The following is a 22,328-nucleotide window of genomic DNA, read 5'->3' as shown; positions in this document are numbered from 1 at the left end:
ATGAGTGAAAAAGGGGGCAGCGGCAGTCTGTGCGGGGAGAGCGGCGGCCCGTTTAACCGGAGGCGGGCCGCCGGGGCGTTACTTTTTCACCACCAGGCCCACGCCGCGGCCGCGCGGATCGGACGCGGTTTCCGGCGTGCGGCCATCGATGCGGATAGCCTGAATGTCCCCCATGTTCCAGCCCTGATCTTCGAGGGTGTAGCCCATGGCTTTCAGCTCTTCCGCCGGTTTGCCGGTCAACGGCGCAAAGCTGTCATAGTACAGGGTGTCCTTCGGCAACAGCTGATGGTGCACGCGCTGGGCGGCCACCGCCTGCGCCAGCGGCAGATGGTAATCGTAGAGGTTGTTGATCACCTGGAAGATCGACGTGAAGATGCGCGATCCGCCCGGCGTGCCGATCACCAGGCTGACCTCGCCGTCGCGGGTGATGATGGTCGGGCTCATCGAGGAGAGCATGCGCTTGCCCGGCTCGATGGCGTTGGCGTCGCTGCCCACCACGCCGAAGGCATTGGCGACGCCGGGTTTGGCGCTGAAATCGTCCATCTCGTCGTTGAGCAGGAAGCCGGCGCCTTTGACCACCACGCCGCTGCCGAAGTCCCAGTTGAGCGTATAGGTGTTGCTGACCGCGTTGCCGGCGGCATCAACGATCGAGAAGTGGGTGGTTTGGTGGGTTTCCAGCCCTGGCCGCACCTGTTCGGTCGGCGAGATCGCCGTCGGGTTGATTTCGGCGGCGCGTTTTTGCAGGTAGTCGGGGGCGATCAGCTGTGCTTCCGGCACCTTAGTGAAATCCGGGTCGCCGAGGTAGTCGGCGCGATCGGCGAACACGCGCTTTTCGATTTCCGCCAGCAGGTGGATATAGCGCGCCGAGTTCAGCGGCACACCCTTGAAGTCGGCGGCGCGATCTTCTTTTATCCCCAGCAGCTGCGCCAGCGCAATGCCGCCGGAGCTGGGCAGCGGGGCGGTATATACGGTGTTGCCGCGCCAGCTGATGCGCATCGGCTCACGCCATTTCACCCGATAGTCGGCCAAATCCGCCGCGCCGATCAGCCCGTTGTCGCGCTGCATTTGCGCCACCAGCAGGCGCGCGGTTTCGCCGTGATAAAAATCGTCGGCGCCCGACTTGGCGATGCGCTCGAGGGTGGCGGCCAGCTCCGGCTGTTTGAACACCGTGCCGGGCTTCATGGCGCCGAAATAGTCGCCAAAGTTGGTTTTACCGGCGAACAGCTTGTTGGCGTCTTCACGGTACTGATACTGCTGATCCGCCACGGTGAAACCTTGCCGGGCGTAGCCGATCGCCGGCGTCAGCAGTTCGGCCCACGGCAGCTTGCCGAAGCGCTTGTGGGCTTCCCACAGCCCCAGCACGGTGCCCGGCACGCCGGCGGCGCGGCTGCCCACCAGGCTGAGATTTTCGATCACTTCACCTTTCTCGTTCAGGTATAGGGTTTTGCTGGCGGCCTTGGGGGCCACTTCGCGGTAGTCGAGGAAATAGGGTTTGCCGTCGATATACAGCGTCATAAAGCCGCCGCCGCCGATATTGCCGGCTTCAGGGTAGGTGACCGCCAGGGTAAAGGCGGTGGCGACCGCCGCATCGACCGCGTTGCCGCCGGCCTGCAGAATGTGCGCGGCGACTTTTGCGCCATACTGATCCGGGGCGGCGACCGCGCCGGCGGTCAGATCGGCGGCAAAGGCGGTAGGAACGGTGCAGGCCAGGGCCACGCTCAGAGCTATCGTTTTCAATAAACCGGCAGACATAGAAGATCCTTTTAGCGATTTTCAGTTATCAGGTGAATTCAACTAATTATTTTGAAACAGCAGGTTAGCGCGTTTTCTTCGGGCTGTTGCGGCGCTTTATTGAAGGTAGCAGCGGTCAGGCGGGGCCGCCTGACCAGAGTAGCGAATCGTGACGTGGCGCGTTATGCGCCGGCGGGCAACGCCGACTGCAGCCATTGGCAGAAGTGCCGGGCGAGCGGGTTGTGTTCGCTGTCGCGGTGCAGCAGCCACGCCCAGTTGGCACCGCGCACGCGTTGCTCGGTTAACGGTTGCAGCAGCCCGGCGTCGCGCGCGTGCTGCGCCAGCAGTTGGCTGACCAACGCGATGCCGAGGCCATTGCAGGCGGCGTCCAGCAGCAGACCGGGATCGGAGAAGTTCAGCCCGCTATCGCGCTGGCCGACGTGCGCACCGCCCGCCACCGTCCAGTGGCTCCAGTCCATCTCCCGTTCGCCGTGCAGGGTCACGCGCTGCTCCGCCGCCAGCGCCAGCAGGCTGGGGTGGCAGGCGGGATAGAGCCGGTCGCTGCAGAGCACGTTAAAGCTGCAGTCCGCCTGCGCGCTGAGATCGTCGCGGATCGCCAGATCGATACTGTCCGTCGCCATATTCGGCGGTTCAAAGCTGGTGAACAGCCACAGGTCGACCTGCGGATGCTGCCGATTGAAGTCGCCCAGCCGCGGCATCAGCCAGTGCCGGGCGAAAGCCGGAGTGGTGTTGACGATCAGCTGATTGGGTTTGCGGTACTGATCCAAACGGCGAATGCCGACCGCCAGCTGTTGCAGCATCACCTGCGCGGTGCTGAACAGATCGTGGCCGGCGTCGGTCAGCGCCACGCTGCGGCCGGTGCGGAAGAACAGCGGCTGCTCCAGAAACGCTTCGAGGCTGCGGATCTGCTGGCTGATGGCCGATTGGGTAAGGTGCAGCTCTTCGGCAGCCTGATGAAAACTGCCCAGGCGCGCTGCCGCTTCGAAGCCGCGTAGCGCGCTCAAGGGGGGCCAGTGTTTTAACATTATCGATAAGCCTGTCTAATCAGATATCCACTAAATATATCGTTTGTCGCGGTGGCAGGGGAAGACTAGCATAAGATTCAACCGCATAATCGTGAATTATTCGGTTAACTTTTTGAATTATAAATGATTATAAGAGGTCTTTAATGTCAACTCGCCGCGTGTTTATTAAACAGCTTTCCGCCGTCGCCGGAGTCGGTCTGACGGCCTCGCTGGGTGTTTCGTTACACGGTCACGCAGAAGCTGCGCTTAATCCGGCCTGGCGGATGCCTGACGAAGGGGAACCGCAGCAGCGGGCATTTCTCGCCTTCGGCGCGCAGCGGGCCATCTGGGGTGAATTCACGGCGGATGTGCAGGCGGCGCAGGGCCGTATCGCCCGCGCCATCGCCGAGTTTCAGCCGGTGACGGTATTTTGCCGCGAGCATGAACGGCAATTGGCCGAGGCCACCTGCGGCAGTCACAACGTCAGCTATGTCGTCACCGAGCTGGATGACATCTGGGTGCGCGATTTCGGCGCCAATTTCGTCGTCAACGGCGCCGGCGAACTCGGGGCGGTGGATTTCAACTTCAACGGCTGGGGCAATAAGCAGCGGCATGCCAAGGATGCGCGCCTGGCGGCGTTTGCCGCCAACCGCTACGGTGCCGCCCAACTGCGCCGCAGCGCACTGATAGGCGAAGGCGGCGGTATCGAAGTGGATGGGCACGGCACCGGCATCATGACCGAAAGCAGCTGGGTGAATGCGAACCGTAATCCGGGCTGGAGCCGGGACCGGGTGGAGCAGGAGCTGAAAGCGATGCTCGGCCTGCGCAAAATTATCTGGCTGCCGGGCATTAAAGGCCGGGACATCACCGACGCCCACGTCGATTTTTACGCCCGCTTCGTGCGGCCGGGCGTGGTGGTGGCCAATCTGGACACCGATCCGGCCTCTTATGACCATGCGGTTACCCAGCAACATCTGGCGATCCTCAAGGCGGCGACCGACGCTGACGGCCGCCGGCTGCAGGTGCATACGCTTTCGCCGCCGCTGGCGCCGCGCGACAGCCGATTCAGCCGCAACAATCCGGATTTTGCGGCGGGCTACATCAACTATTTCGTCATCAACGGCGCGGTGATCGCCCCGGAGTTTGGCGACCCGCAGGCGGACCGGGCGGCGCTTGAGCTGCTGACGGCGCTCTATCCGCAGCACAAGGTGGTGCAGCTGGAGATCGACGCCATCGCGGCCGGCGGCGGCGGCATTCACTGCGCAACCAACCAACTGCCGGTGCATGGCAGGTCACGCTGAATAGGGCGCTTCGCGCCCGGTGGCTAACGCGCCGGGCCGATGCCGTAACGCAGCAGGGCGACGGCGTGGCGGGCGATATCTTCGGCGTTCAGCTGGCCTTTATCCCGTTCGCGCCGCCATTTCGGCGCGGTGGCCAGCGGCAGCAACGTGATGCCGAACAGCGTGAAGAACAGCAGGGAAGGCTCGAGATCGGGATTGAGTTTACCCTGCGCCTGCCAGCGCGCGATGGATTGTAGCGCGATTTGGCGGCGCTCATCGCCGAACCGTTCATCCATGCGCTGTTTCAGCACGCCGCTTTCACTCATGACCTCCCGCAGCCACAGCGGGGCGAACCAGGGGTGTTCCAACGCGATGTCGATAAAACGTTGCGCCAGCAGGGTGAAGGCGGTGACGGGATCGTCCGCGTTGGCGTCGAACACCTCGCCGGCCATTTTGCGCACCGGCAGAAAGCGCTCCTCGATCAGTACGTCCAGCAGCTGATCGCGGTTATGAAAGTAGTAGTGCAGCATGGCCGGGGTGACGTTTGCCTCGCGCGCAATGGCGTTCAACGAGGTGTCTACGATCCCCTGGCGGGCAAACAGGTTCAGCGCGGTATCAAGCAAATGCTCGCGTTTGTCAGCCCCTTTGGCGCCGCCGCTCGGCCGGCCGGGGCGGCGAGGCTTGGCGGGAGTTTGAACGTTTCGTGCTGTCATCGCGGTGAGATCCATTGACCGGAGAAAAGGATGACTCATATATTAATTATGTGATTAATTAATTACAAGTGAACTGACTCCGATGGAGATTGAAAACCCGACAACCCGGCCCGATCACGGCGGGGCGCCAGCCAAGGCGCCTTCGCTCCCGTTGCTATTTTCCGCGTTGCTGCTGGTGATGCTGCTGGCGGCGCTGGATCAAACCATTGTCTCCACCGCGCTGCCGACCATCGTCGGCGAGTTTGGTGGGCTTGAGAAACTGTCGTGGGTGGTGACGGCCTATCTGCTGTCTTCCACTATCGTAGTGCCGCTGTACGGCAAATTCGGCGATCTCTTCGGCCGCAAGATTGTGCTGCAAATCGCTATTGTGCTGTTTTTGCTTGGGTCGGTACTGTGTGGGCTGGCGCAAAACATGACGCAGCTGATTCTGATGCGCGCGCTGCAAGGGTTGGGCGGCGGCGGGCTGTTGGTGGTCACCCTGGCGGTGGTCGGCGACGTGATCCCGCCGGCCGAACGCGGCCGTTATCAGGGGCTGTTCGGCGGGGTATTCGGCTTGGCCACGGTGGTGGGGCCGCTGATCGGCGGCCTGCTGGTGCAGCATTTTTCCTGGCGCTGGATTTTCTACATCAATCTGCCGCTGGGCCTGTTCGCCCTGCTGGTGATTGGCGCGGTGTTTCAGTCGCAGGTCAATCGAGTGCGGCATGAAATCGACTTCCTCGGCGCCGGTTATCTGGCGATGGCGCTCACCTGCATCATCCTGTTCACCAGCCAGGGCGGCACGGTCATGGCCTGGTCGGACGGCCAGCTGTGGTGCATTCTGGCCTTTGGCCTGGTGTCGCTGGGCGGCTTTATCTATGAGGAACGGCTGGCCGGTGAACCGATCATTCCCCTTGGGCTGTTTCGCAACCGCACCTTTGTGCTGTGCGGCCTGATCGGCTTTATCGTCGGCATGTCGCTGTTCGGCTCCGTGACTTTCCTGCCGCTGTATCTGCAGGTGGTGAAAGGCTCGACGCCATCGCAGGCCGGGATGCAGCTGCTGCCGTTGATGGGCGGCATTATGGTCAGCTCGATCATCAGCGGCCGGATCATCAGCAAACGCGGTAAATACCGGCTGTTTCCGATCGTCGGCACCCTGTGCGCATTAGGGGCGATGACGTTGCTCGGCACCCTGACCAATAACACGCCGGTGCAGCACCTGTACCTGTACATTTGCCTGCTGGGGTTGGGGCTGGGCATGGTGATGCAAGTGATGATCCTGGCGGCGCAGAACAGCGTGGAGCCCCGGCATATGGGGGTCGCGACCTCGAGCGCCACGCTGTTCCGCTCTATCGGCGGTTCGATAGGCGTAGCGGTGTTCGGGGCGATTTTCACGCAGGTGCTGCACACCCGTTTGGCGGCGCTGTTGCCGGAAGGCGCGCAGCTGCCGCGCGCGCTCGGTGCAGAAGCGGTGCACCATCTGCCGGCGGCGCTGCAGCAGGATTACCTGCAGGCCTTCGGCGGGGCGATCCATTCGGTGTATCAAATTGCCGCCGGGGTGATGGCGTTGGCTTTTGCGCTGACCTGGCTCTTGAAAGACGTGCCGCTGCGGCACAAATAATCCCGACGCCGGCCGCTCCGGCCGGTTCTTCCCGACGAACTTTTACCGAATCCTTACGCAACCCTTTCAGAAGCGCATTCCGGCATTCGATATATTGAGAATAGTCATTCTCAACAGGATCGTATTGCAATGCAGAGGAAAACGCTTTTGGTGCTTGGGCTGTCGCTGTTGCTGGCCGCCTGCGATGGGCAAAACGCCGGTGCGCCAGCCGGCGCGGGCGCAGAACAGGAGGTCGGCGTGGTCACGCTGCGCGGCCAGTCAGTGACCCTGAGCAGCGAGCTGACCGGCCGGGTCAACGCCACCATGACCTCCGACGTGCGGCCACAGGTCGACGGCATCATCAAGCAGCGGTTATTTACCGAAGGCGCCGAGGTGAAAGCCGGGCAGGTATTGTACCAAATTGACCCCGCCAGCTATCAGGCCAGCTACGATCAGGCCGCCGCCCAGCTGAAAAACGCCCAGGCCACGGTGCAATCCACCCGGCTCAAATCGCAGCGCTATGCGGCGCTGGTGAAAGAGAACGGCGTTTCTCAACAGGATGCGGACGATGCCAAAGCCGCCTATCTGGCGGCCGTGGCGTCGGTGGCCCAGTATCAGGCGGCGCTGGAGACGGCGCGCATTAACCTCGCCTATACCCAGGTGCGGGCGCCGATCGCCGGGCGTATCGGCATCTCGTCGGTGACGCCGGGCGCGCTGGTCACCGCCAGCCAGAGCGATGCGCTGGCCACCCTCCGCGCGCTCGACCCGATCTATGTCGATCTAACCCAGTCCAGCGCCCAGCTGCTTAAACTGCGGCGCCAGCAGGCGGCGTTACAGCGCGGCGCGGTCACGCCGGTCGCCATCAAGCTGGAGGACGGTACGCCTTATGCCCATGCCGGCAAGCTCGAGCTGACCGAAGTCGCGGTGGACGAAGCCACCGGTTCGGTCACGCTGCGCGCGGTGTTCCCCAACCCCGAACATGAGCTGCTGCCCGGCATGTATGTCCACGCCACGGTGGATAACGGCGTCGATCCCAAAGCGATTCTGGCGCCGCAGCAGGGCATAACCCGCAACGCCAAAGGGGAAGCCACCGCGTTGGTGGTGGACGAACAGAACAAAGTGGCGCAGCGCACCGTCAGCGCCGAACGGGTGGTGGGCAGCAATTGGCTGATCGGCAGCGGGCTGAACGAAGGCGATCGCCTGATCGTCGAAGGCACCAGCAAGGTCACGATCGGCGCCGCGGTGAAGCCGGTTGAGGTTTCGGTCGACAAAAACCAACGCGGGGAGCAGTGATATGGCGCAGTTCTTTATCCGGCGGCCGGTATTCGCCTGGGTGATCGCCATCATCATCATGCTGTGCGGCCTGATGTCGATCAACTCGTTGCCCGTTTCGCAGTACCCGGACGTCTCACCGCCGCAGATTTCCATCTCCGCCACCTACCCGGGCGCAGACGCGGAAACGCTGGAAAACAGCGTCACGCAGGTGATTGAGCAGCAGCTCACCGGCCTGGACGGCCTGCTGTATTTTTCTTCGACCAGCAGCTCCAGCGGCTCGGTCAGTATCAACGTCACCTTTGATCAGGGCACCGATCCGGATATCGCTCAGGTGCAGGTGCAAAACAAGGTGCAGCAGGCGGAAAGCCGTTTGCCGAGCGCGGTTACCGCGCAGGGCGTGACGGTCAAGAAATCCCAGAGCAGCTTCCTGCTGATCGTCGGGCTGTATGACGAAAGCGACAAGGCGACGATGGCCGATATCTCCGACTATCTGGTCAGCAACCTGCAGGATCCGCTGTCGCGCATCGAGGGCGTGGGGGACGTGCAGGTGTTCGGCTCGGAATACGCGATGCGCATCTGGCTGGATCCGACCAAGCTGGCGAGCTATGCGCTGATGCCTTCCGATGTGCAGACGGCGATTGAAGCGCAAAACACCCAGGTGTCCGCCGGCAAGATCGGCGATCTGCCGGCCGCCGCCGATCAGCAGCTGACCGCCACGGTAAAGGCGCAGTCGCGGCTGCAAACGCCGGAACAGTTTCGCAATATCATCCTGAAAAGCGACAGCAGCGGCGCGCTGGTGCGGCTGGGCGACGTGGCGCGAATTGAGTTGGGCAACGAGGACTACTCCGCCAGCGCACACCTCAACGGCCACCCGGCGGCGGGGATCGCGGTCAAGCTGGCGGCGGGCGCCAACGCCCTCAACACCGCCAAGCTGGTGAAGGCCAAGGTGGCGGAATACCAAAGTGCGATGCCGCAGGGCTACAAGGTGGCCTACCCGAAAGACAGCACCGACTTTATCAATATCTCGATCGAGGAGGTGGTGAAAACGCTGTTCGAAGCGGTGGCGTTAGTGGTGGTGGTGATGTTCGTGTTCCTGCAAAACCTGCGCACCACGCTGATCCCGACCATCACCGTGCCGGTAGTGTTGCTGGGCACCTTCGGCGTGCTGGCGGCGTTCGGCTATTCAATCAATACCCTGACGCTGTTCGGCATGGTGTTGGCGATCGGGTTGTTGGTGGACGACGCCATCGTGGTGGTGGAAAACGTCGAACGCGTGATGCGGGAGGATAAGCTGCCGCCGCGCGAGGCGACGGAGAAATCGATGCGCGAAATCACCGGCGCATTGGTCGGCATCGCGCTGGTGCTGTCGGCGGTATTTCTGCCGATGGCGTTCTTCGGCGGCTCCACCGGGGTGATCTATCGCCAATTTTCGATCACCGTCGTCTCCTCGATGGTGCTGTCGGTGGTGCTGGCGTTAACGCTGGCGCCGGCATTGTGCGCCACGTTGCTGAAGCCCGCGCACGACGCGCAGACCGACAAGGGCTTGCTGGGCAAATTCAACCGCGGCTATGACCGGCTGCAGGAGAAGTACGCCGACAAGGTCGGTGGGGTAATCCACCGGCCGACGCGCTATCTGCTGCTGTACGGCCTGCTGTTGATCGCCGCGGCCGTGATGTACCTGCGCTTGCCGACCGGCTTTCTGCCCAACGAGGATCAGGGCACGGTGATGGTGCAGTACACCTTGCCGGCAGGCGCCACCAACGCGCGCACCTCGGCGGTGAGCGAGGCGGTGACCGCCTATTTCCTCGACCAGGAAAAGGCCAACGTCAGCACCATTTTCACCATCAACGGTTTCGGCTTCAGCGGCAGCGGGCAAAACGCCGGCATGGCGTTCGTCAGCCTCAAAGACTGGAGCCAGCGCAGCGGCAGCGCGAACACCGCCGACGCCATCGCCAAACGCGCCATGGCGCACTTCGCCTCGCTGCGCGACGCCCAGGTCTTCTCCATGAGCCCACCGGCGATCGACGGTTTCGGCCAGTCCGATGGCTTCACCTTCGAGCTGCAGGCCAAAGGGGCGACCACCCGCGCCGAGCTGCAGGCGATGCGCGACCAGATCGTTGCCGCCGCCGGCAACAACCCGGCACTGCTGGCGGTGCGCGCCAACACCTTGCCGGACACCCCGCAGCTGCAGGTGGAGATCGACAACGGCAAGCTGCAGGCGCTCGGCCTGAGCGCCGCCGACGTCAACAGCACCCTCAGCAGCGCGTTCGGCAGCACCTATATCAACGACTTTATCGATCGCAACCGGGTGAAAAAAGTCTATATGCAGGGCGATGTGCAGTACCGCGCCAAGCCGGAAGATCTCGACCGCTGGTTTGTGCGCGGCACCAACGCGTCGGGCGCCAGCAGCATGACGCCGTTCTCCGCCTTTGCGTCTTCGCACTGGATCTACGGGCCGGAAAATCTGTCGCGCTATAACGGGCTGTCGTCGTTCGAGATCACCGGGCAGGGCGCCGCTGGCGTCAGCTCCGGAACGGCGATGAGCGAGATGGAGAAACTGGCGGCAACATTCTCCGCCGGCAGCAGCTATTCCTGGAGCGGGCTGTCCTATCAGGAGCGGCTGACCAGCGGCCAGGCGTCGTCGCTGTACGCCATTTCGCTCATCGTGGTGTTCCTGTGCCTGGCGGCGCTGTATGAGAGCTGGTCGATTCCGTTCGCGGTGATGTTGGTGGTGCCGATGGGCGTGGTGGGATCGCTGCTGGCGATCACCCTGCGCGGGCTGGAAAACGACATCTACTTCCAGGTGGCGCTGCTCACCATCATCGGCCTGTCGGCGAAGAACGCCATTTTGATCGTCGAGTTCGCCGAGGAGATGCATCAGCGGGGTGAAACGCTGATTGCCGCGGCGGTCCACGCGGCGCGCATGCGCCTGCGGCCGATCCTGATGACCTCGCTGGCGTTTACCGCCGGGGTGCTGCCGCTGGCGGTATCCAGCGGCGCCGGCGCCAACAGCCGCATCGCCATCGGTACCGGCATCATCGGCGGCACCATCACCGCCACCGCATTGGCCATCTTTTTCGTCCCGCTGTTTTATGTGTTGGTGCGCCGCATGTTTACCCGTCGGCCCGCCAACCCGCCGTCACAGGCAGGAGAATAACGTGTTGCAACGAGTCATGATGTTAACTTTACCGCTGCTGCTGACCGGCTGTCTGTCGCTGGATCCGCACTACCAGCGCCCGGCGGCGCCGGTGCCCGCCAACCTGCCGCAGGGCGAGGCCGGCGGCAACCAGGCGCTGAGCTACCCGGACGTCGCCTGGCGTGACTATGTCCAGGACGCCCGGCTGCGCCAGGTGGTGGCGCTGGGGCTGAACAGCAGCCGCGATCTGCGCGAGGCGATCGCCAATATCGCGTCGGCGCGCGCCCTGTACGGCGAGCAGCGCTCGGCGCTGTTCCCGACAATCAATGCCACCGCCGACGGCAGCCGCGGGCGGGCGCTGACCGGCAGCGGCAACGCCACCGCGCTGAGCCAAAGCTACGAAGCCGCGGCCGGCGTCAGCGCATTCGAGTTGGATCTGTTCGGCAAGAACGCCAGCCTGTCGCGCGCGGCGTTCGAAACCTATCTGGCGAACTCGGAGGCGGCGAAAAGCACCCGTCTGACGCTGATCGCCGATATCGTCACCGACTGGGTGGCGGTGGCGGCCGAGCGCAGCAATCTGGCGGTGGCGCAGCAGACGATGGCGAGCGCCAAACGGTCGCTGGACGTCACGCGCAACAATCAACAGCACGGGATTGCGTCGCTGGTTGACGTGGCGTCGGCGGAAACCGTCTATCAGCAGGCGCGATCGGACGCCGCCAGCTACGCCACCAGCGCCGCGCAGGCGAAAAACGCGCTGGATTTGGCGGTAGGGCAAAGCGTGCCGGAAAACCTGCTGCCGAGCGGCATCGAGGCGCTGGGCGGGATCATGCGCGATCTGCCGGCCGGCGTCTCTTCGCAAGTGTTGCTGAAGCGGCCGGACGTGCTGCAGGCCGAGCATAACCTGAAATCCGCCAACGCCAATATCGGCTCGGCGCGGGCGGCGTTCTTCCCGTCGATCAGCCTGACCGCCAGCGGCGGCGTGGGCAGCGGTGAACTCTCCTCGTTGTTCAGCCACGGAGCCGGCGTCTGGTCGTTCGCACCGAGCATCAGCCTGCCGATCTTCAGCGGCGGCTATAACACGGCTCAACTCAACTACACCCAGGCGCAGAAAGACCTGTATGTCGCCACCTATGAGAAAGCGGTGCAGACGGCATTTCAGGAAACCGCCGACGCGCTGGCGCGCAAAACCACGCTGCAGGAACAGCTGGCGGCGCAAACCGGCTATGTGGCGGCGGCGCAGCAATATTATCGCCTGGCCGAGCTGCGTTACCGCCAGGGCGTGGACAGCTACCTGACGCTGCTGGACGCGCAGCGCACGCTGTACACGGCGCAACAGGCGCTGATCGCCGCGCAGCAGACCGCGTACGACAATCAGGCCACCCTGTATAAAGTGTTGGGCGGCGGCGTTACCGCCGAGCGGCAGGGGGATGGCGTCCTCGCCGACAAGGCGACGCTCAGCCGCTAACCGTCGACCGCGCGCGCCAGGCATTTGGCTGCGCGCGGTTTTTTTATGGAAAGTGTAAAGAAACAGAAAACCCGGCCGGCGGCCAGAACTCGCCGCGGTGAGCAGAGTCAGACAGAGAACCGCATTCATCTTTTATTCATACCGGCTCGAGGTTGTCATGGCAGAAGACATTCAGCAACAGGTCATCGCGCTTATCGCCGCCTTCAACGCATCAGGGCGGCTGAAGAAGGGCGTGGCCATCACCCCGGAAACCGAGATCAACACCGCGCTCAACCTGTCGTTCAGCGATTCCAATACGCTGATGCGCCGCTACTTCGATACCTTCGGCGTCGACAGCGGCAACTACAACCACGAACTGTATTTCCAGCCGCCGACCAACACCGGGCGCTGGTTTTCCCCCTCCGCGTGCAAAGAGCATCCCCGGCCGCTGTGCGTGTCGATGCTGGTGCGTTCCGCGCGCGCCAAGCGCTGGCTGTACGACATCCACTTCCTGATCGAACAGCTCCGCTAGCGCTGCGTTACTGCTCCAACACCTCGGCGAACTTCGCCAGCCACTGCGGATGCGCCGGCCAGGCCGGGGCGGTGACCAGATTGCCGTCGACGTGCGCCTGATCGATGCCGATCTCCGCATAATGGCCGCCGCCCAGCCGCACTTCCGGCGCGCAGGCCGGGTAGGCGCTGCAGGTGCGGCCTTTCAACACCCCGGCCGCCGCCAGCAGCTGCGGGCCGTGGCAAACGGCGGCGATCGGTTTTTTCGCGGCGTCAAACGCCTGCACCAGCGCGATCACGTCGGGGTTCAGACGCAGGTATTCCGGCGCCCGGCCACCGGGGATCAAGAGCGCATCGTAGTGCTCTTCCTTGGCGGCGGCGAAGTCGGCATTTAAGGTAAAACGGTGGCCGGGTTTCTCGCTGTAGGTCTGCGCCCCGTCAAAGTCGTGGATTGCGGTTTGGATATAATCGCCGACGGCTTTGCCGGGGCACACGGCGTCCACCCAATGGCCGATCATCTGCAATGCCTGAAACGGCACCATGGTTTCGTAATCTTCGGCGTAGTCGCCGACCAGCATCAGGATCTTTTTCTTGCTCATAATCACAACTCCTGCGGGATAGGGATTGCCTAAGGTATAGCCCAGCGCCCCTGGGAATGCGAACCGCAAAGCGCCTATCTATACTCGTGATACTGCGGCGCTTTTCTCGCCGCTCAACCCCAGGGAGGATCCCCGATGCTGAATCTGGCTACCTTGCTTGAAGAGAGTGCGCGCACCTGGCCGGAGCGGCCGGCGGTGATACAGGACGACAACCCGCTCAGCTATCGGGCGCTTAACGACATGGCCAATCGGGTGGCGAATTTGTTGGCCGCGCGCGGCGTACGGCCCGGTGAACGGGTGGCGCTGGCCTGCCCGAACCGGCCGGAGTTTCCGGCTATCTATTACGGCATTCTTAAAAGCGGCGCGGTGGTGGTGCCGCTGAATATTCTGCTTAAAAGCGCAGAGTTCGACTATTACCTGGCGGATTCGGCGGCGGTGGCGCTGTTTTGTTTCGAGGGCAGCAGCGGCCTGCCGCTGGGGGAGGAAGCGCTGCGGGCGGCGGCGAAGGCGGAGCAGTGCCGCGAGGTGTTTATCATCGGCGATCGGTTGCCGCTCGAAGGGGAACGTTTCAGCGCGGCGATAGCCGAGCAGGCTACCGAATTCGCTTCGGCGACGACGATCGAAAGCGACACCGCAGTAGTGCTGTATACCAGCGGCACCACCGGCCGCGCCAAAGGGGCGGAGTTGACTCACGCCAATCTGGTGCTCAACGCCTTGGGATCGGTGCGGCTGTTCGACGGTTCGGAGACGGCCCCCGATCGTCACCTGGTGACCTTGCCGCTATTCCACACTTTTGGTTCGACGGTGCAGATGAACGCCGGGTTCGCTTCCGCCGCCACTCTGGTGCTGGTCGAGCGCTTCGACGCCGCGCAGGCCATCGCGCTGATGCAACGGCACGGCATCACCTTTTTCGCCGGGGTGCCGACCATGTATTGGGCGCTGTTGAATGCGTTGGATGAGCACACGGATATCGAGCGCTTGCGCAGCACGCTGCGTATGGCGGTGTCCGGCGGCGCCAGCCTGCCGGTGCAGATCCTGGAGGATTTCTCGCGCCGCTTCGGCGTCAACATTCTCGAAGGGTATGGGCTGTCGGAGACCAGCCCGGTCGCCACCTTTAACCATCCCCATCGGGTAACCAAACCCGGCTCCATCGGCCAACCGATCTGGGGCGTGGAGGTGCGCCTGCTCGACGCCACCGGGCAGCCGGTCGACGGCATCGACCAGGTCGGGGAGATCGCGGTGCGCGGTTACAACATCATGAAAGGCTATATGAACCGCCCTGAGGCGACGGCAGAGGTGCTGGAAAACGGCTGGTTCCGCACCGGTGACCTGGCGCGTCGCGACGCCGACGGCTTCTATTTCATCGTCGATCGGGCCAAGGACATGATCATCCGCGGCGGGTTCAACGTCTATCCGCGCGAGATTGAAGAGGCGCTGATTCGCCATCCGGCGGTGTCGTTGGTGGCGGTGATCGGCGTCGAGCATCCGTCGCTGGGCGAAGAGATCAAAGCGGTGGTGGTATTGAAAGAGACGGAAGAGCCGATCGAGGAAGAAACGCTGATTGCCTGGAGCCGGGAGCGGCTGGCGGCGTACAAGTATCCGCGTATCGTCGAGTTCGTCGAGCGTTTGCCGATGACCAGTACCGGTAAGGTGTTGAAGCGCTGTTTGCGCTGAGGAAAATCCGGCCTGCCGGGGCAGGCCGGGATACGGGCATCAACCTGGGTAGATGCCGCGCTCTTTACGTGCGGTCAGGATGCGCTCACAGGCCACGATGTAAGCCGCGGTGCGCAGGCTGCACTCTTTCTCGGCCGCCTTGTTCCAGACGTGGACCATGGCGTCGGTCATGATCTTGTCCATACGCTCGTTGATCTCGGACTCGCTCCAGAAGTAGCTCGCCATGTCCTGCACCCACTCGAAGTAACTGACCGTTACGCCGCCGGCGTTACAGATAACGTCCGGGACCACGGTGATGTTACGGGAACGCAGAATGTCGTCCGCTTCTGGGAAGGTTGGGCCGTTAGCGCCTTCCAGCACCAGCTTGGCGCTGAGGATTTCGGCGCGCTGACGGGTGATTTGGCCTTCCAGCGCCGCAGGGATCAGGATGTCCATGTCGACCGACCAGAACGCTTCGCTTTCGATCTCGCTGGCGCCAGGGAAGCCGGCGATCTGCTTGTGCTTGGCCTGGTATTCGGTCAGCGCGGTCAGGTCGATGCCGTTGGCGTTGAACAGGGTGGCGGAGTGGTCCTGGATGGTGACGACGCGCGCGCCGACGCCAACGAACAGGCGAGCCGCTTCGCTGCCCACGTTACCGAAGCCTTGTACCGCCACTTTGGCGCCTTCGATCTGCACGCCCAGACGCTTGGCCACTTCGCTGCCGGTGACGAACACGCCGCGGCCGGTCGCTTTCTCACGGCCCAGGGAGCCGCCGAGGTGGATTGGTTTGCCGGTGACCACGCCGGTGATGGTGGTGCCGTGGTTCATGGAGTAGGTGTCCATCATCCAGGCCATCACTTTGGCGTTGGTGCCGACGTCCGGCGCAGGAATGTCTTTCTGTGGCCCGATGATGAAGCCGATTTCGCTGGTGTAGCGGCGGGTCAGTCGCTCCAGTTCACCTTCAGACAGTTTGAACGGGTCGACGCGGATGCCGCCCTTGGCGCCGCCGTACGGCAGGTTGACCGCGGCACACTTGATGGTCATCCAGGCGGACAGGGCCATCACTTCGTTCAGATCGACGTCAGGGTGGAAGCGGATACCGCCTTTGCCCGGCCCACGCGACAGGTTGTGCTGTACGCGGAAACCTTCGAAGTGACGGATGGTGCCATCGTCCATCTGCAGCGGGATATCGACAATCAAAGCGCGCTTAGGGTGACGCAGCGTATCAACCCAGCGTGACAGCTCGCCGAGGTAAGGGGCGACGCGATCGATTTGTTGCAGATATGTAGCCCAAGCGGTGGTGCTGCTGTCTGAAGCGTAGGATAGCTTTTCCATAACCAACCTTTATATATTAGAGGTATTTATTTCGTTTAACCGTGGATTAGCAAGCGCATAACACTTTGCGACGCTAAATTTACCACTAATTATGCCGGTTGTTAGCCCCCCTCTCATCGGGCCAGCGGACGGTTTTTCGCCGCCTGCAGGGCGGCAAATGAATAGTTAATTACTTTTCATCGACGCTGAGCGTGTGCATGCATACTTTATGCATATAAAGCGCATAAAAACCCTTTTTATCTATTTTTCAGAAGCTTGAATGTGATCAAAAAGTTTCATTTTATTTAACTGCTATGTTGACAATGGCGTTTCCCCTCGGCAGCGTTAAAATCCTGTTAAAACGCCGTCTGCGGCCGTGTTTTTATCGTGCAAAGAGAAGCCTAATCCGAGGCTGTTTTAATGTGTTGCGGCCGTCGAGGCAGGGTCTGATAAATGTGCTCACCTGAAACGGACGGGTGACCGCGAGCGGCCACCCGTTCAGGTTTTGCCAATCAGCGTTAAAGAAGACCGCGCCGCCGTGGCGTGGTCATCCGGCACGCATTACGCGCCGGTATGCTGATAGCGTTTTAATTCCACCGGCTCAGCGCCGATACTCGCCAGATATTCTTTGACGGACGCCGGCGCGGAAGCCCGCGTAAATTGGTAGATGTTTTCATCCGCATCCAACAGCGTCTCCCATTTTACAATGTTCACCCAGCGAGGTTCATTGTCTACGCTGATGCCTGAGTCACGCGAAATGAACCCGTTCTGGTTTGAGATAAATTCCTCTTCTACACGCTTGTCCAATACGGCAAACGCTTCAGGGCTGAGTGAGGCCGGCAGTTTAAAACTTGAAACTTCAATAATGTAGCCGTTGGCGGAACAGTCCGCCCTGGATTCATGGTTCATAGTAAAAGTCCTTTAAATTAAATTGCTTATACAACTCAAATTAAGCTGCATCCTTATTGCAGTACTGCAAGTTAAATTTATTCTCGATGCCAGAAGGAAATAGTTAGGAATAGTCCGAATTGGCGTTTTTCTTTATGTAAAGGATGATGATTTTAATGGGATTTTTCTTGGATAAAGGAGTCCGCTAATCAATTCGCGATCGGCATGAAGTGAATAATTCAATAAAGTGGGTGTGGATTAATGTCATTGGCAAAGGTGCGGCTTTTAAATAACAAAACGGCATGTGAATAAAGTGACTTTAAATATTTCCCTTTCCTCTTTCGCCTGGCGGAAGGTATTTTTCCGACGACCGGCAATGGCCAATTCTGATCGCGGGTGTGAACACTAAGGGCGTTTGCAGCGCCGCCGTCGGCGCAGGGGGCGCAAACGCCATCCGCTCGGCAAGCGGCGGCAACTGCGGTATGCTAAGCGGCTGAACAGCAAACCAAACCGGGCTATACGGAGACACCCCAGCGTGCCGAACTCTTCTTCTCAACTCGAACTTTTACGCTCGGTCGCCGACGGCATCGCGGCGCTGTTTTTCCCGAATGCGGAAGTGGTGATCCACGATCTGGCCACCAACAAGATTGCTTATCTGGCGAACAACCTGTCGAAGCGCAAACCGGGTGACGACGCCGGGCTGGACGACTTCGAGCTCGCCGGCGGCGCCGGCGTGACCGGCCCCTATGAGAAGCTGAACTGGGACGGCAAAAAGATGCGCTCGGTGAGCATCGCCGCGCGCGACGAGCAGGGCAAGCCCAGCTATCTGCTGTGCATCAACCTGAGCACCGCGATGTTCGAGGACGCCCGCAACGCGCTGGACATGTTCCTGTCGGTCACCCGGCTGCAGCCGCAGCCGCAAGCGCTGTTCAAAGATGACTGGCAGGAGAAGATCAACACCTTCCTGCACGACTGGCTGCGGCGCGAAAACGCCGCGCTCGGTGCGCTGAGCCGCGAACAGAAACGGCGGCTGGTCAGCGATCTCTATCATCAGGGGGCGTTCAAGGCCAAAAGCGCCGCCGACTACATCGCCAACGTGCTGTCGATGGGGCGCGCCACGGTGTACAAGCATTTGCGGGAACTGAAGCAGGAGTAAAGGCGGCGGGAAAGGCGGAAGAAATGGGCGGCGCTGGCCGCCCATTTTTGTTACCAGCGGTAGTTGACCGAAGCGATGATGCTGCGGCCGCTGCCGTAGAAGCAGGCGTACTCGCCGCTGCAGGATGAAACGTATTTCTTGTCCGTCAGGTTCTGTACGTTGAGCTGAAGCGCTGCACCGCGCAGCGCCGACGAGGCCTGGCCGAGGTCATATTTCACCATGGCGTCGTACAGCGTGTAGTGCGGCACATCGTACTGGCCGATGGCGTCGGCCGGCGCATCGCCGATATAACGCACGCCGCTGCCGACGGTCAGGCCGTTCAGCGCGCCGCTCAGGAAGCTGTAGCTGCCCCAGGCGGACGCCGCGTGGCGCGGGATGCCCGCCGGGCTGTGGCCGATTTCGTCCGCCGAGTTGGAGTCTTTGGTCACCACGTCGGTGTAGGTATAGGCGGCGGTCAGCTTGATCTCCGGCGTCGGCTGAGCGTGCACTTCCGCCTCAATCCCTTTGGATTTCACCTCACCAATCTGCTCGTAGGCGGAGGTGAGGCGGTTATAGGACGCCACATTGCGCTGGGTAATGTCGAACCAGGAGAGGGTCAGCAGGGTGTTGCCGCCCGGGATCTGGTACTTCACGCCCACCTCGGTTTGTTTGCCGGTGGTCGGCTTGAGCGGATCGGCGCCCGGCGCGCTCGGGTACAGGTTAGGATCGAACGAGGTGCTGTAGCTGACATACGGTGAAATGCCGTTGTCGAAGGCGTAAAGCAGGCCCGCGCGGCCGGTAAACTGGGCATCGTTGTAGGTCTGCTCTTTACCGCCGCTGGTGCGATCGCGGGTGTTGACCTGCGACCAGTCCTGACGGCCGGACAGCAGCAGGTTCCAGTTATTCCACTCCAGCTGGTCCTGCAGATACACCCCGACCTGATTCAGCGTCTTCAAGTCGCTGGAAGCCAGCGCCAGCGTGCTGCCATCGATGCTGGGGCGAACCGGGTTGGCCCAGTCGATCGGGTAGTCGTTGCCGCGATCGCGATACATCTTCGAATCGATATGGCTGTAGCGGTAATCCAGCCCGCCCAGCACCGTGTGCTTCACCTCGCCGGTGTCGAACAACCCCTTAAGCTGGTTATCCACGCCAAACTCGTTGGTCATCTGCGTTTCATGCTGCGCCATGCGGGTGACGGTGTGGTCGTTGACCTTCGAGTTTACGTTATAAACCAGATATTTATAGTCTTCATCGCGGTGGGTGAATCGCAGGTTCTGGGTGAACGACAGCGCATCGCTGAAGTTATGCTCGAGGCTGTAGCCGATCGACGCCTGCTCGCGCCGCGACTTGTTGAAGCTGGGTTCGCTGATGTTGAAGTCGTAGGGCACATAGCCCGCGCTGGTCGGGAACAGCGTGCCGGCGCGCGGCAGGAAGTTGCGCGATCCGGCTTTCGGATCGTTCTGGTAGCTGGTCAGCAGCGTAAAGCTGGTGTCTTCGTTCGGCAGCCAGGTGAAGGCCGGCGCGATGGCCACCCGTTGCTGCTTGCTGTCTTTGACAAACTCATGTTCGGTTCTGGCGATGCCGTTCAGGCGGTAGAACAGGGTATTGTCGTCGTTGAGCTTGCCGCCGAAATCGAACGCCGTTTCCGCCAGATGGCGGTTGCCGGTGCTGAATTTGACTTCGTGAATGCTTTGGGCGGTGGGGCGCTTGCTGGTCATCACCACTACGCCGCCGGGGCTGACCTGGCCGTACAACACGCCGGCCGGGCCGTGCACCATCTCCACGCGCTCCAGCAGCCAGGGATCGATCTGCCCGGCGCCGCCGTTTTGGCTCGAAAGGCCAAAGTGCAGGCCGTCGAGCAGCTTGGGCGCATAGCGGAAGCCGCGGCTGATCACTTCGTCATTGCGGTTGGAGTTGCCGCGGTAGGTGGTGATTACCCCGCTGGTGTAGTTCAGCGCGTCGGCGACCGACGCCGGCTCCTGGTCGTTCATCTGCTCGCGCGTGACCACTGAGATGGACTGCGGCGTTTTACGCAGAGAGGCGGCGGTCTTGGTGCCGGCGGCGCTCTCTTTGGCGACGATCCCCTTGACCGGGGCGGTCACGCTGTTTTGCGCGTCGGCGGTCACCAGAATCGTCTCGTCCGCGGCGGCGGACGCGTGTGGCGCGAAGGGCAGTAAGGCCAGCGCCGATCCCAGCAACAGACGCTTGGCGGACATCGCCTCTGCGTTCGCGTTTTCTATCCCTTTGTTTTTAATCTTCATTATCTCTCCTGCATACCTGCTTTCGTGTGTCATGCCACCCTGATAAACCCCGAAATGCCGACAAGCGTTCTTCACCCGTCGACGCGGAAACGCCGTGTGTGCACGACGGTAAAAATCCGACAAATAGTATTGAAAATGATAATGAGTATCAATACGATTGTCAGGTTTTGTAAAAATCACTCATGTTATGTAAGGGGCGCTATGGAGTTTTTGCCGGAAAAGAGGCCAGAAAACGGTCATGAGGGATTGGCGGCGCAATGGCTGCGTGAAGAGGCGGCAGGGCAGCCCGCGTGGTGGCAGAAGGTCGCCTCACACGGCACGCCCATCGTCGAGCCGCACGATGACCGCCACGTCAAAATGACCTGGCTGTGGCGCGATCCCGCCGGCGATGAACGGCACTCGCCGATATGCCGCGTTTACGCCGATATCAACGGCATTACCGATCACCACAGCACGTCCCCCAGCAGCCTGACCCGGCTCCCCGGCACCGACGTTTGGTACGGCGCCGCCGTTATCGATCGGCGCTGGCGCGGCAGCTACAGCCTGATCCCCATCACAGAGCGAGATCTTCCCCCCGTCTTCAGCGGCGACGAAGCGTTGCGCGATCGCCAGCAGCGCGCCTGGTGGGTATCGCTGTTCCCGCTGGCGATCGCCGATCCGCTGAATCGCCTTTCGCTGGGGCCTTCGCATCGCCCGCGCCCGGTTTCCCTGGCACAAGGGCCGGATGCCGACGACCAAAGCGCCTGGCAGGCCGTCGATCGGCCATTGGATGAGGCGCGGCTACAGCTTTTTCAGTGGCGCAGCGAACGTCTGGATAACCAGCGGCGCGTTTGGCTGTATGCCAGCGGCGACGCGGCGGTGAAAGCGAACCGCCCGTTGGTGCTATTGCTCGATGGCCAAAACTGGATCGAAAGGCACGCGCTGTTGCCGGTGATCGAGCACGAAACCGCAAAAGGGCGGCTGCCGCCCGCGTGCTGGCTGCTGATCGATGCGATCGACGGTGAACACCGGGAAAACGAGCTGCCCTGCAACGCCGCCTTCTGGCAGGCAATCATCGAAGAGCTGCTGCCGCAGGCGCAGAAGCGCGAAGCGTTCAGTGAGGAAGGGGCGCGCACCGTCGTCGCCGGCCAAAGCTACGGCGGGCTGGCGGCGTTATATGCCGGTGTGCACTGGCCGGAACGCTTCGGCCGCGTGTTGAGCCAGTCCGGCTCCTTCTGGTGGCCCACGGTGCAATTCGTTACCCAGTTCGAAAAACGCCACGAACTGGAGGAAGGCTGGCTGATACGCCAGGTTCGGCAACGCAACGCGGCGGCGCCCACGCTCACCGTGATTCAGCAAGCCGGCGATCGGGAGGCGGACATCGAATTCGTTAATCGCCAGATGCACCAGGCGCTGACGGCGGCGGGGCACCGCGCCGAATACCGCGTGTTTTCCGGCGGGCACGATGCGCTCTGCTGGCGCGGCGGCCTGGTGGACGGCGTGCGCCAGCTGCTTTCCGCGATGGAATAACCCACACATTTTGACAGACAGGTAATACAAATGACTCAGGAACAACAAAACCCGTTCGATGACGAAAGCCTCCGTTTCACCGTTTTGGTCAACGCGCAGCAGCAGTATTCGCTGTGGCCGCAGTTTGCCGAGACGCCGCAGGGGTGGCGCGTGCTGATGGGGCCAGCGTCGCGCGGCGAATGCATCGACTACATCGAAACGCACTGGCAGGACATGCGGCCGGCGGCGCTGAAAGCGGCGGATGCGGCGCGTTAAGCGCCAGGCAGCCACATCGATACA

The 22,328-nt window shown here is 61.9% G+C and carries 17 protein-coding genes; 10 read left to right on the top strand and 7 right to left on the bottom strand.

Going from position 1 to position 22,328, the window contains the following annotated elements:
• Window positions 1-78: 78 nt before the first annotated feature.
• Window positions 79-1,752 carry a gamma-glutamyltransferase gene (ggt, locus tag V8N38_RS12615; RefSeq protein WP_100395771.1) on the bottom strand — a complete coding sequence of 558 codons (1,674 nt, stop codon included), beginning with the start codon at window positions 1,750-1,752 and terminating at the stop codon, window positions 79-81.
• Window positions 1,753-1,913: 161 nt separating this feature from the next.
• Complete coding sequence (locus V8N38_RS12610) at window positions 1,914-2,777, bottom strand: LysR substrate-binding domain-containing protein (RefSeq protein WP_060439911.1); 864 nt, start codon at window positions 2,775-2,777, stop codon at window positions 1,914-1,916.
• A gap of 143 nt (window positions 2,778-2,920) precedes the next feature.
• Here V8N38_RS12610 and V8N38_RS12605 point away from each other — a divergent pair, with 143 nt between their 5' ends.
• Window positions 2,921-4,057: an agmatine/peptidylarginine deiminase gene (locus V8N38_RS12605; RefSeq protein WP_147839943.1), complete on the top strand. Its 1,137-nt coding sequence runs from the start codon at window positions 2,921-2,923 to the stop codon at window positions 4,055-4,057.
• Between the two features lie 23 nt (window positions 4,058-4,080).
• On the opposite strand, the gene V8N38_RS12600 is transcribed toward V8N38_RS12605, so the two are convergent.
• Window positions 4,081-4,749, bottom strand: a complete 669-nt coding sequence (locus V8N38_RS12600) for a TetR/AcrR family transcriptional regulator (RefSeq protein WP_204275783.1) — start codon at window positions 4,747-4,749, stop codon at window positions 4,081-4,083.
• Between the two features lie 82 nt (window positions 4,750-4,831).
• Between V8N38_RS12600 and V8N38_RS12595 the strand changes: the two genes are divergently transcribed.
• The 5 genes from V8N38_RS12595 (at window position 4,832) to V8N38_RS12575 (ending at window position 12,712) form a co-directional block, all read left to right on the top strand.
• Entirely contained in the window at window positions 4,832-6,346 is a 1,515-nt protein-coding gene (locus V8N38_RS12595) for an MDR family MFS transporter (protein ID WP_147839944.1), read from the top strand.
• A 129-nt stretch (window positions 6,347-6,475) separates the two neighbouring features.
• Window positions 6,476-7,618 (top strand): efflux RND transporter periplasmic adaptor subunit, encoded by a 1,143-nt coding sequence (locus tag V8N38_RS12590; protein WP_147839945.1) that lies wholly within the window; start codon window positions 6,476-6,478, stop codon window positions 7,616-7,618.
• 1 nt (window position 7,619) lies between these two features.
• Complete coding sequence (locus V8N38_RS12585) at window positions 7,620-10,757, top strand: efflux RND transporter permease subunit (protein ID WP_147839946.1); 3,138 nt, start codon at window positions 7,620-7,622, stop codon at window positions 10,755-10,757.
• A 1-nt stretch (window position 10,758) separates the two neighbouring features.
• A complete protein-coding gene (locus V8N38_RS12580; protein ID WP_147839947.1) occupies window positions 10,759-12,201 on the top strand; it encodes an efflux transporter outer membrane subunit in 1,443 nt (480 codons plus the stop codon).
• 157 nt (window positions 12,202-12,358) lie between these two features.
• Entirely contained in the window at window positions 12,359-12,712 is a 354-nt protein-coding gene (locus tag V8N38_RS12575) for a DUF1493 family protein (protein WP_049200624.1), read from the top strand.
• 7 nt (window positions 12,713-12,719) lie between these two features.
• Here V8N38_RS12575 and V8N38_RS12570 read toward each other — a convergent pair whose 3' ends face one another.
• Window positions 12,720-13,289 carry a DJ-1/PfpI family protein gene (locus V8N38_RS12570; RefSeq protein ID WP_004937978.1) on the bottom strand — a complete coding sequence of 190 codons (570 nt, stop codon included), beginning with the start codon at window positions 13,287-13,289 and terminating at the stop codon, window positions 12,720-12,722.
• A 135-nt stretch (window positions 13,290-13,424) separates the two neighbouring features.
• Here V8N38_RS12570 and V8N38_RS12565 point away from each other — a divergent pair, with 135 nt between their 5' ends.
• A complete protein-coding gene (locus V8N38_RS12565) occupies window positions 13,425-14,963 on the top strand; it encodes a long-chain-fatty-acid--CoA ligase (RefSeq protein ID WP_147839948.1) in 1,539 nt (512 codons plus the stop codon).
• Between the two features lie 39 nt (window positions 14,964-15,002).
• Here the strand turns inward: V8N38_RS12565 and V8N38_RS12560 are convergent, their stop codons facing one another.
• Both V8N38_RS12560 and V8N38_RS12555 read right to left on the bottom strand, forming a co-directional pair.
• Window positions 15,003-16,277 (bottom strand): Glu/Leu/Phe/Val family dehydrogenase, encoded by a 1,275-nt coding sequence (locus tag V8N38_RS12560; protein ID WP_060418845.1) that lies wholly within the window; start codon window positions 16,275-16,277, stop codon window positions 15,003-15,005.
• A 540-nt stretch (window positions 16,278-16,817) separates the two neighbouring features.
• Window positions 16,818-17,165: an antibiotic biosynthesis monooxygenase family protein gene (locus V8N38_RS12555; RefSeq protein ID WP_060418847.1), complete on the bottom strand. Its 348-nt coding sequence runs from the start codon at window positions 17,163-17,165 to the stop codon at window positions 16,818-16,820.
• 514 nt (window positions 17,166-17,679) lie between these two features.
• Between V8N38_RS12555 and V8N38_RS12550 the strand changes: the two genes are divergently transcribed.
• On the top strand, window positions 17,680-18,300 hold the full coding sequence (locus V8N38_RS12550; RefSeq protein ID WP_060418849.1) for a transcriptional regulator: 621 nt from the start codon (window positions 17,680-17,682) through the stop codon (window positions 18,298-18,300).
• A gap of 50 nt (window positions 18,301-18,350) precedes the next feature.
• On the opposite strand, the gene V8N38_RS12545 is transcribed toward V8N38_RS12550, so the two are convergent.
• Complete coding sequence (locus V8N38_RS12545) at window positions 18,351-20,540, bottom strand: TonB-dependent siderophore receptor (RefSeq protein WP_084827783.1); 2,190 nt, start codon at window positions 20,538-20,540, stop codon at window positions 18,351-18,353.
• Between the two features lie 201 nt (window positions 20,541-20,741).
• Here V8N38_RS12545 and fes point away from each other — a divergent pair, with 201 nt between their 5' ends.
• Window positions 20,742-22,049, top strand: a complete 1,308-nt coding sequence (gene fes, locus V8N38_RS12540; RefSeq protein WP_244951313.1) for an enterochelin esterase — start codon at window positions 20,742-20,744, stop codon at window positions 22,047-22,049.
• A 30-nt stretch (window positions 22,050-22,079) separates the two neighbouring features.
• Entirely contained in the window at window positions 22,080-22,304 is a 225-nt protein-coding gene (locus tag V8N38_RS12535; protein WP_060419694.1) for an MbtH family protein, read from the top strand.
• Window positions 22,305-22,328 lie beyond the last annotated feature (24 nt).

Origin of the sequence: Serratia nevei, assembly GCF_037948395.1 — a bacterium.
Taxonomy (GTDB): domain Bacteria; phylum Pseudomonadota; class Gammaproteobacteria; order Enterobacterales; family Enterobacteriaceae; genus Serratia; species Serratia nevei.
This window is presented reverse-complemented; position numbering and strand designations above follow the sequence as displayed.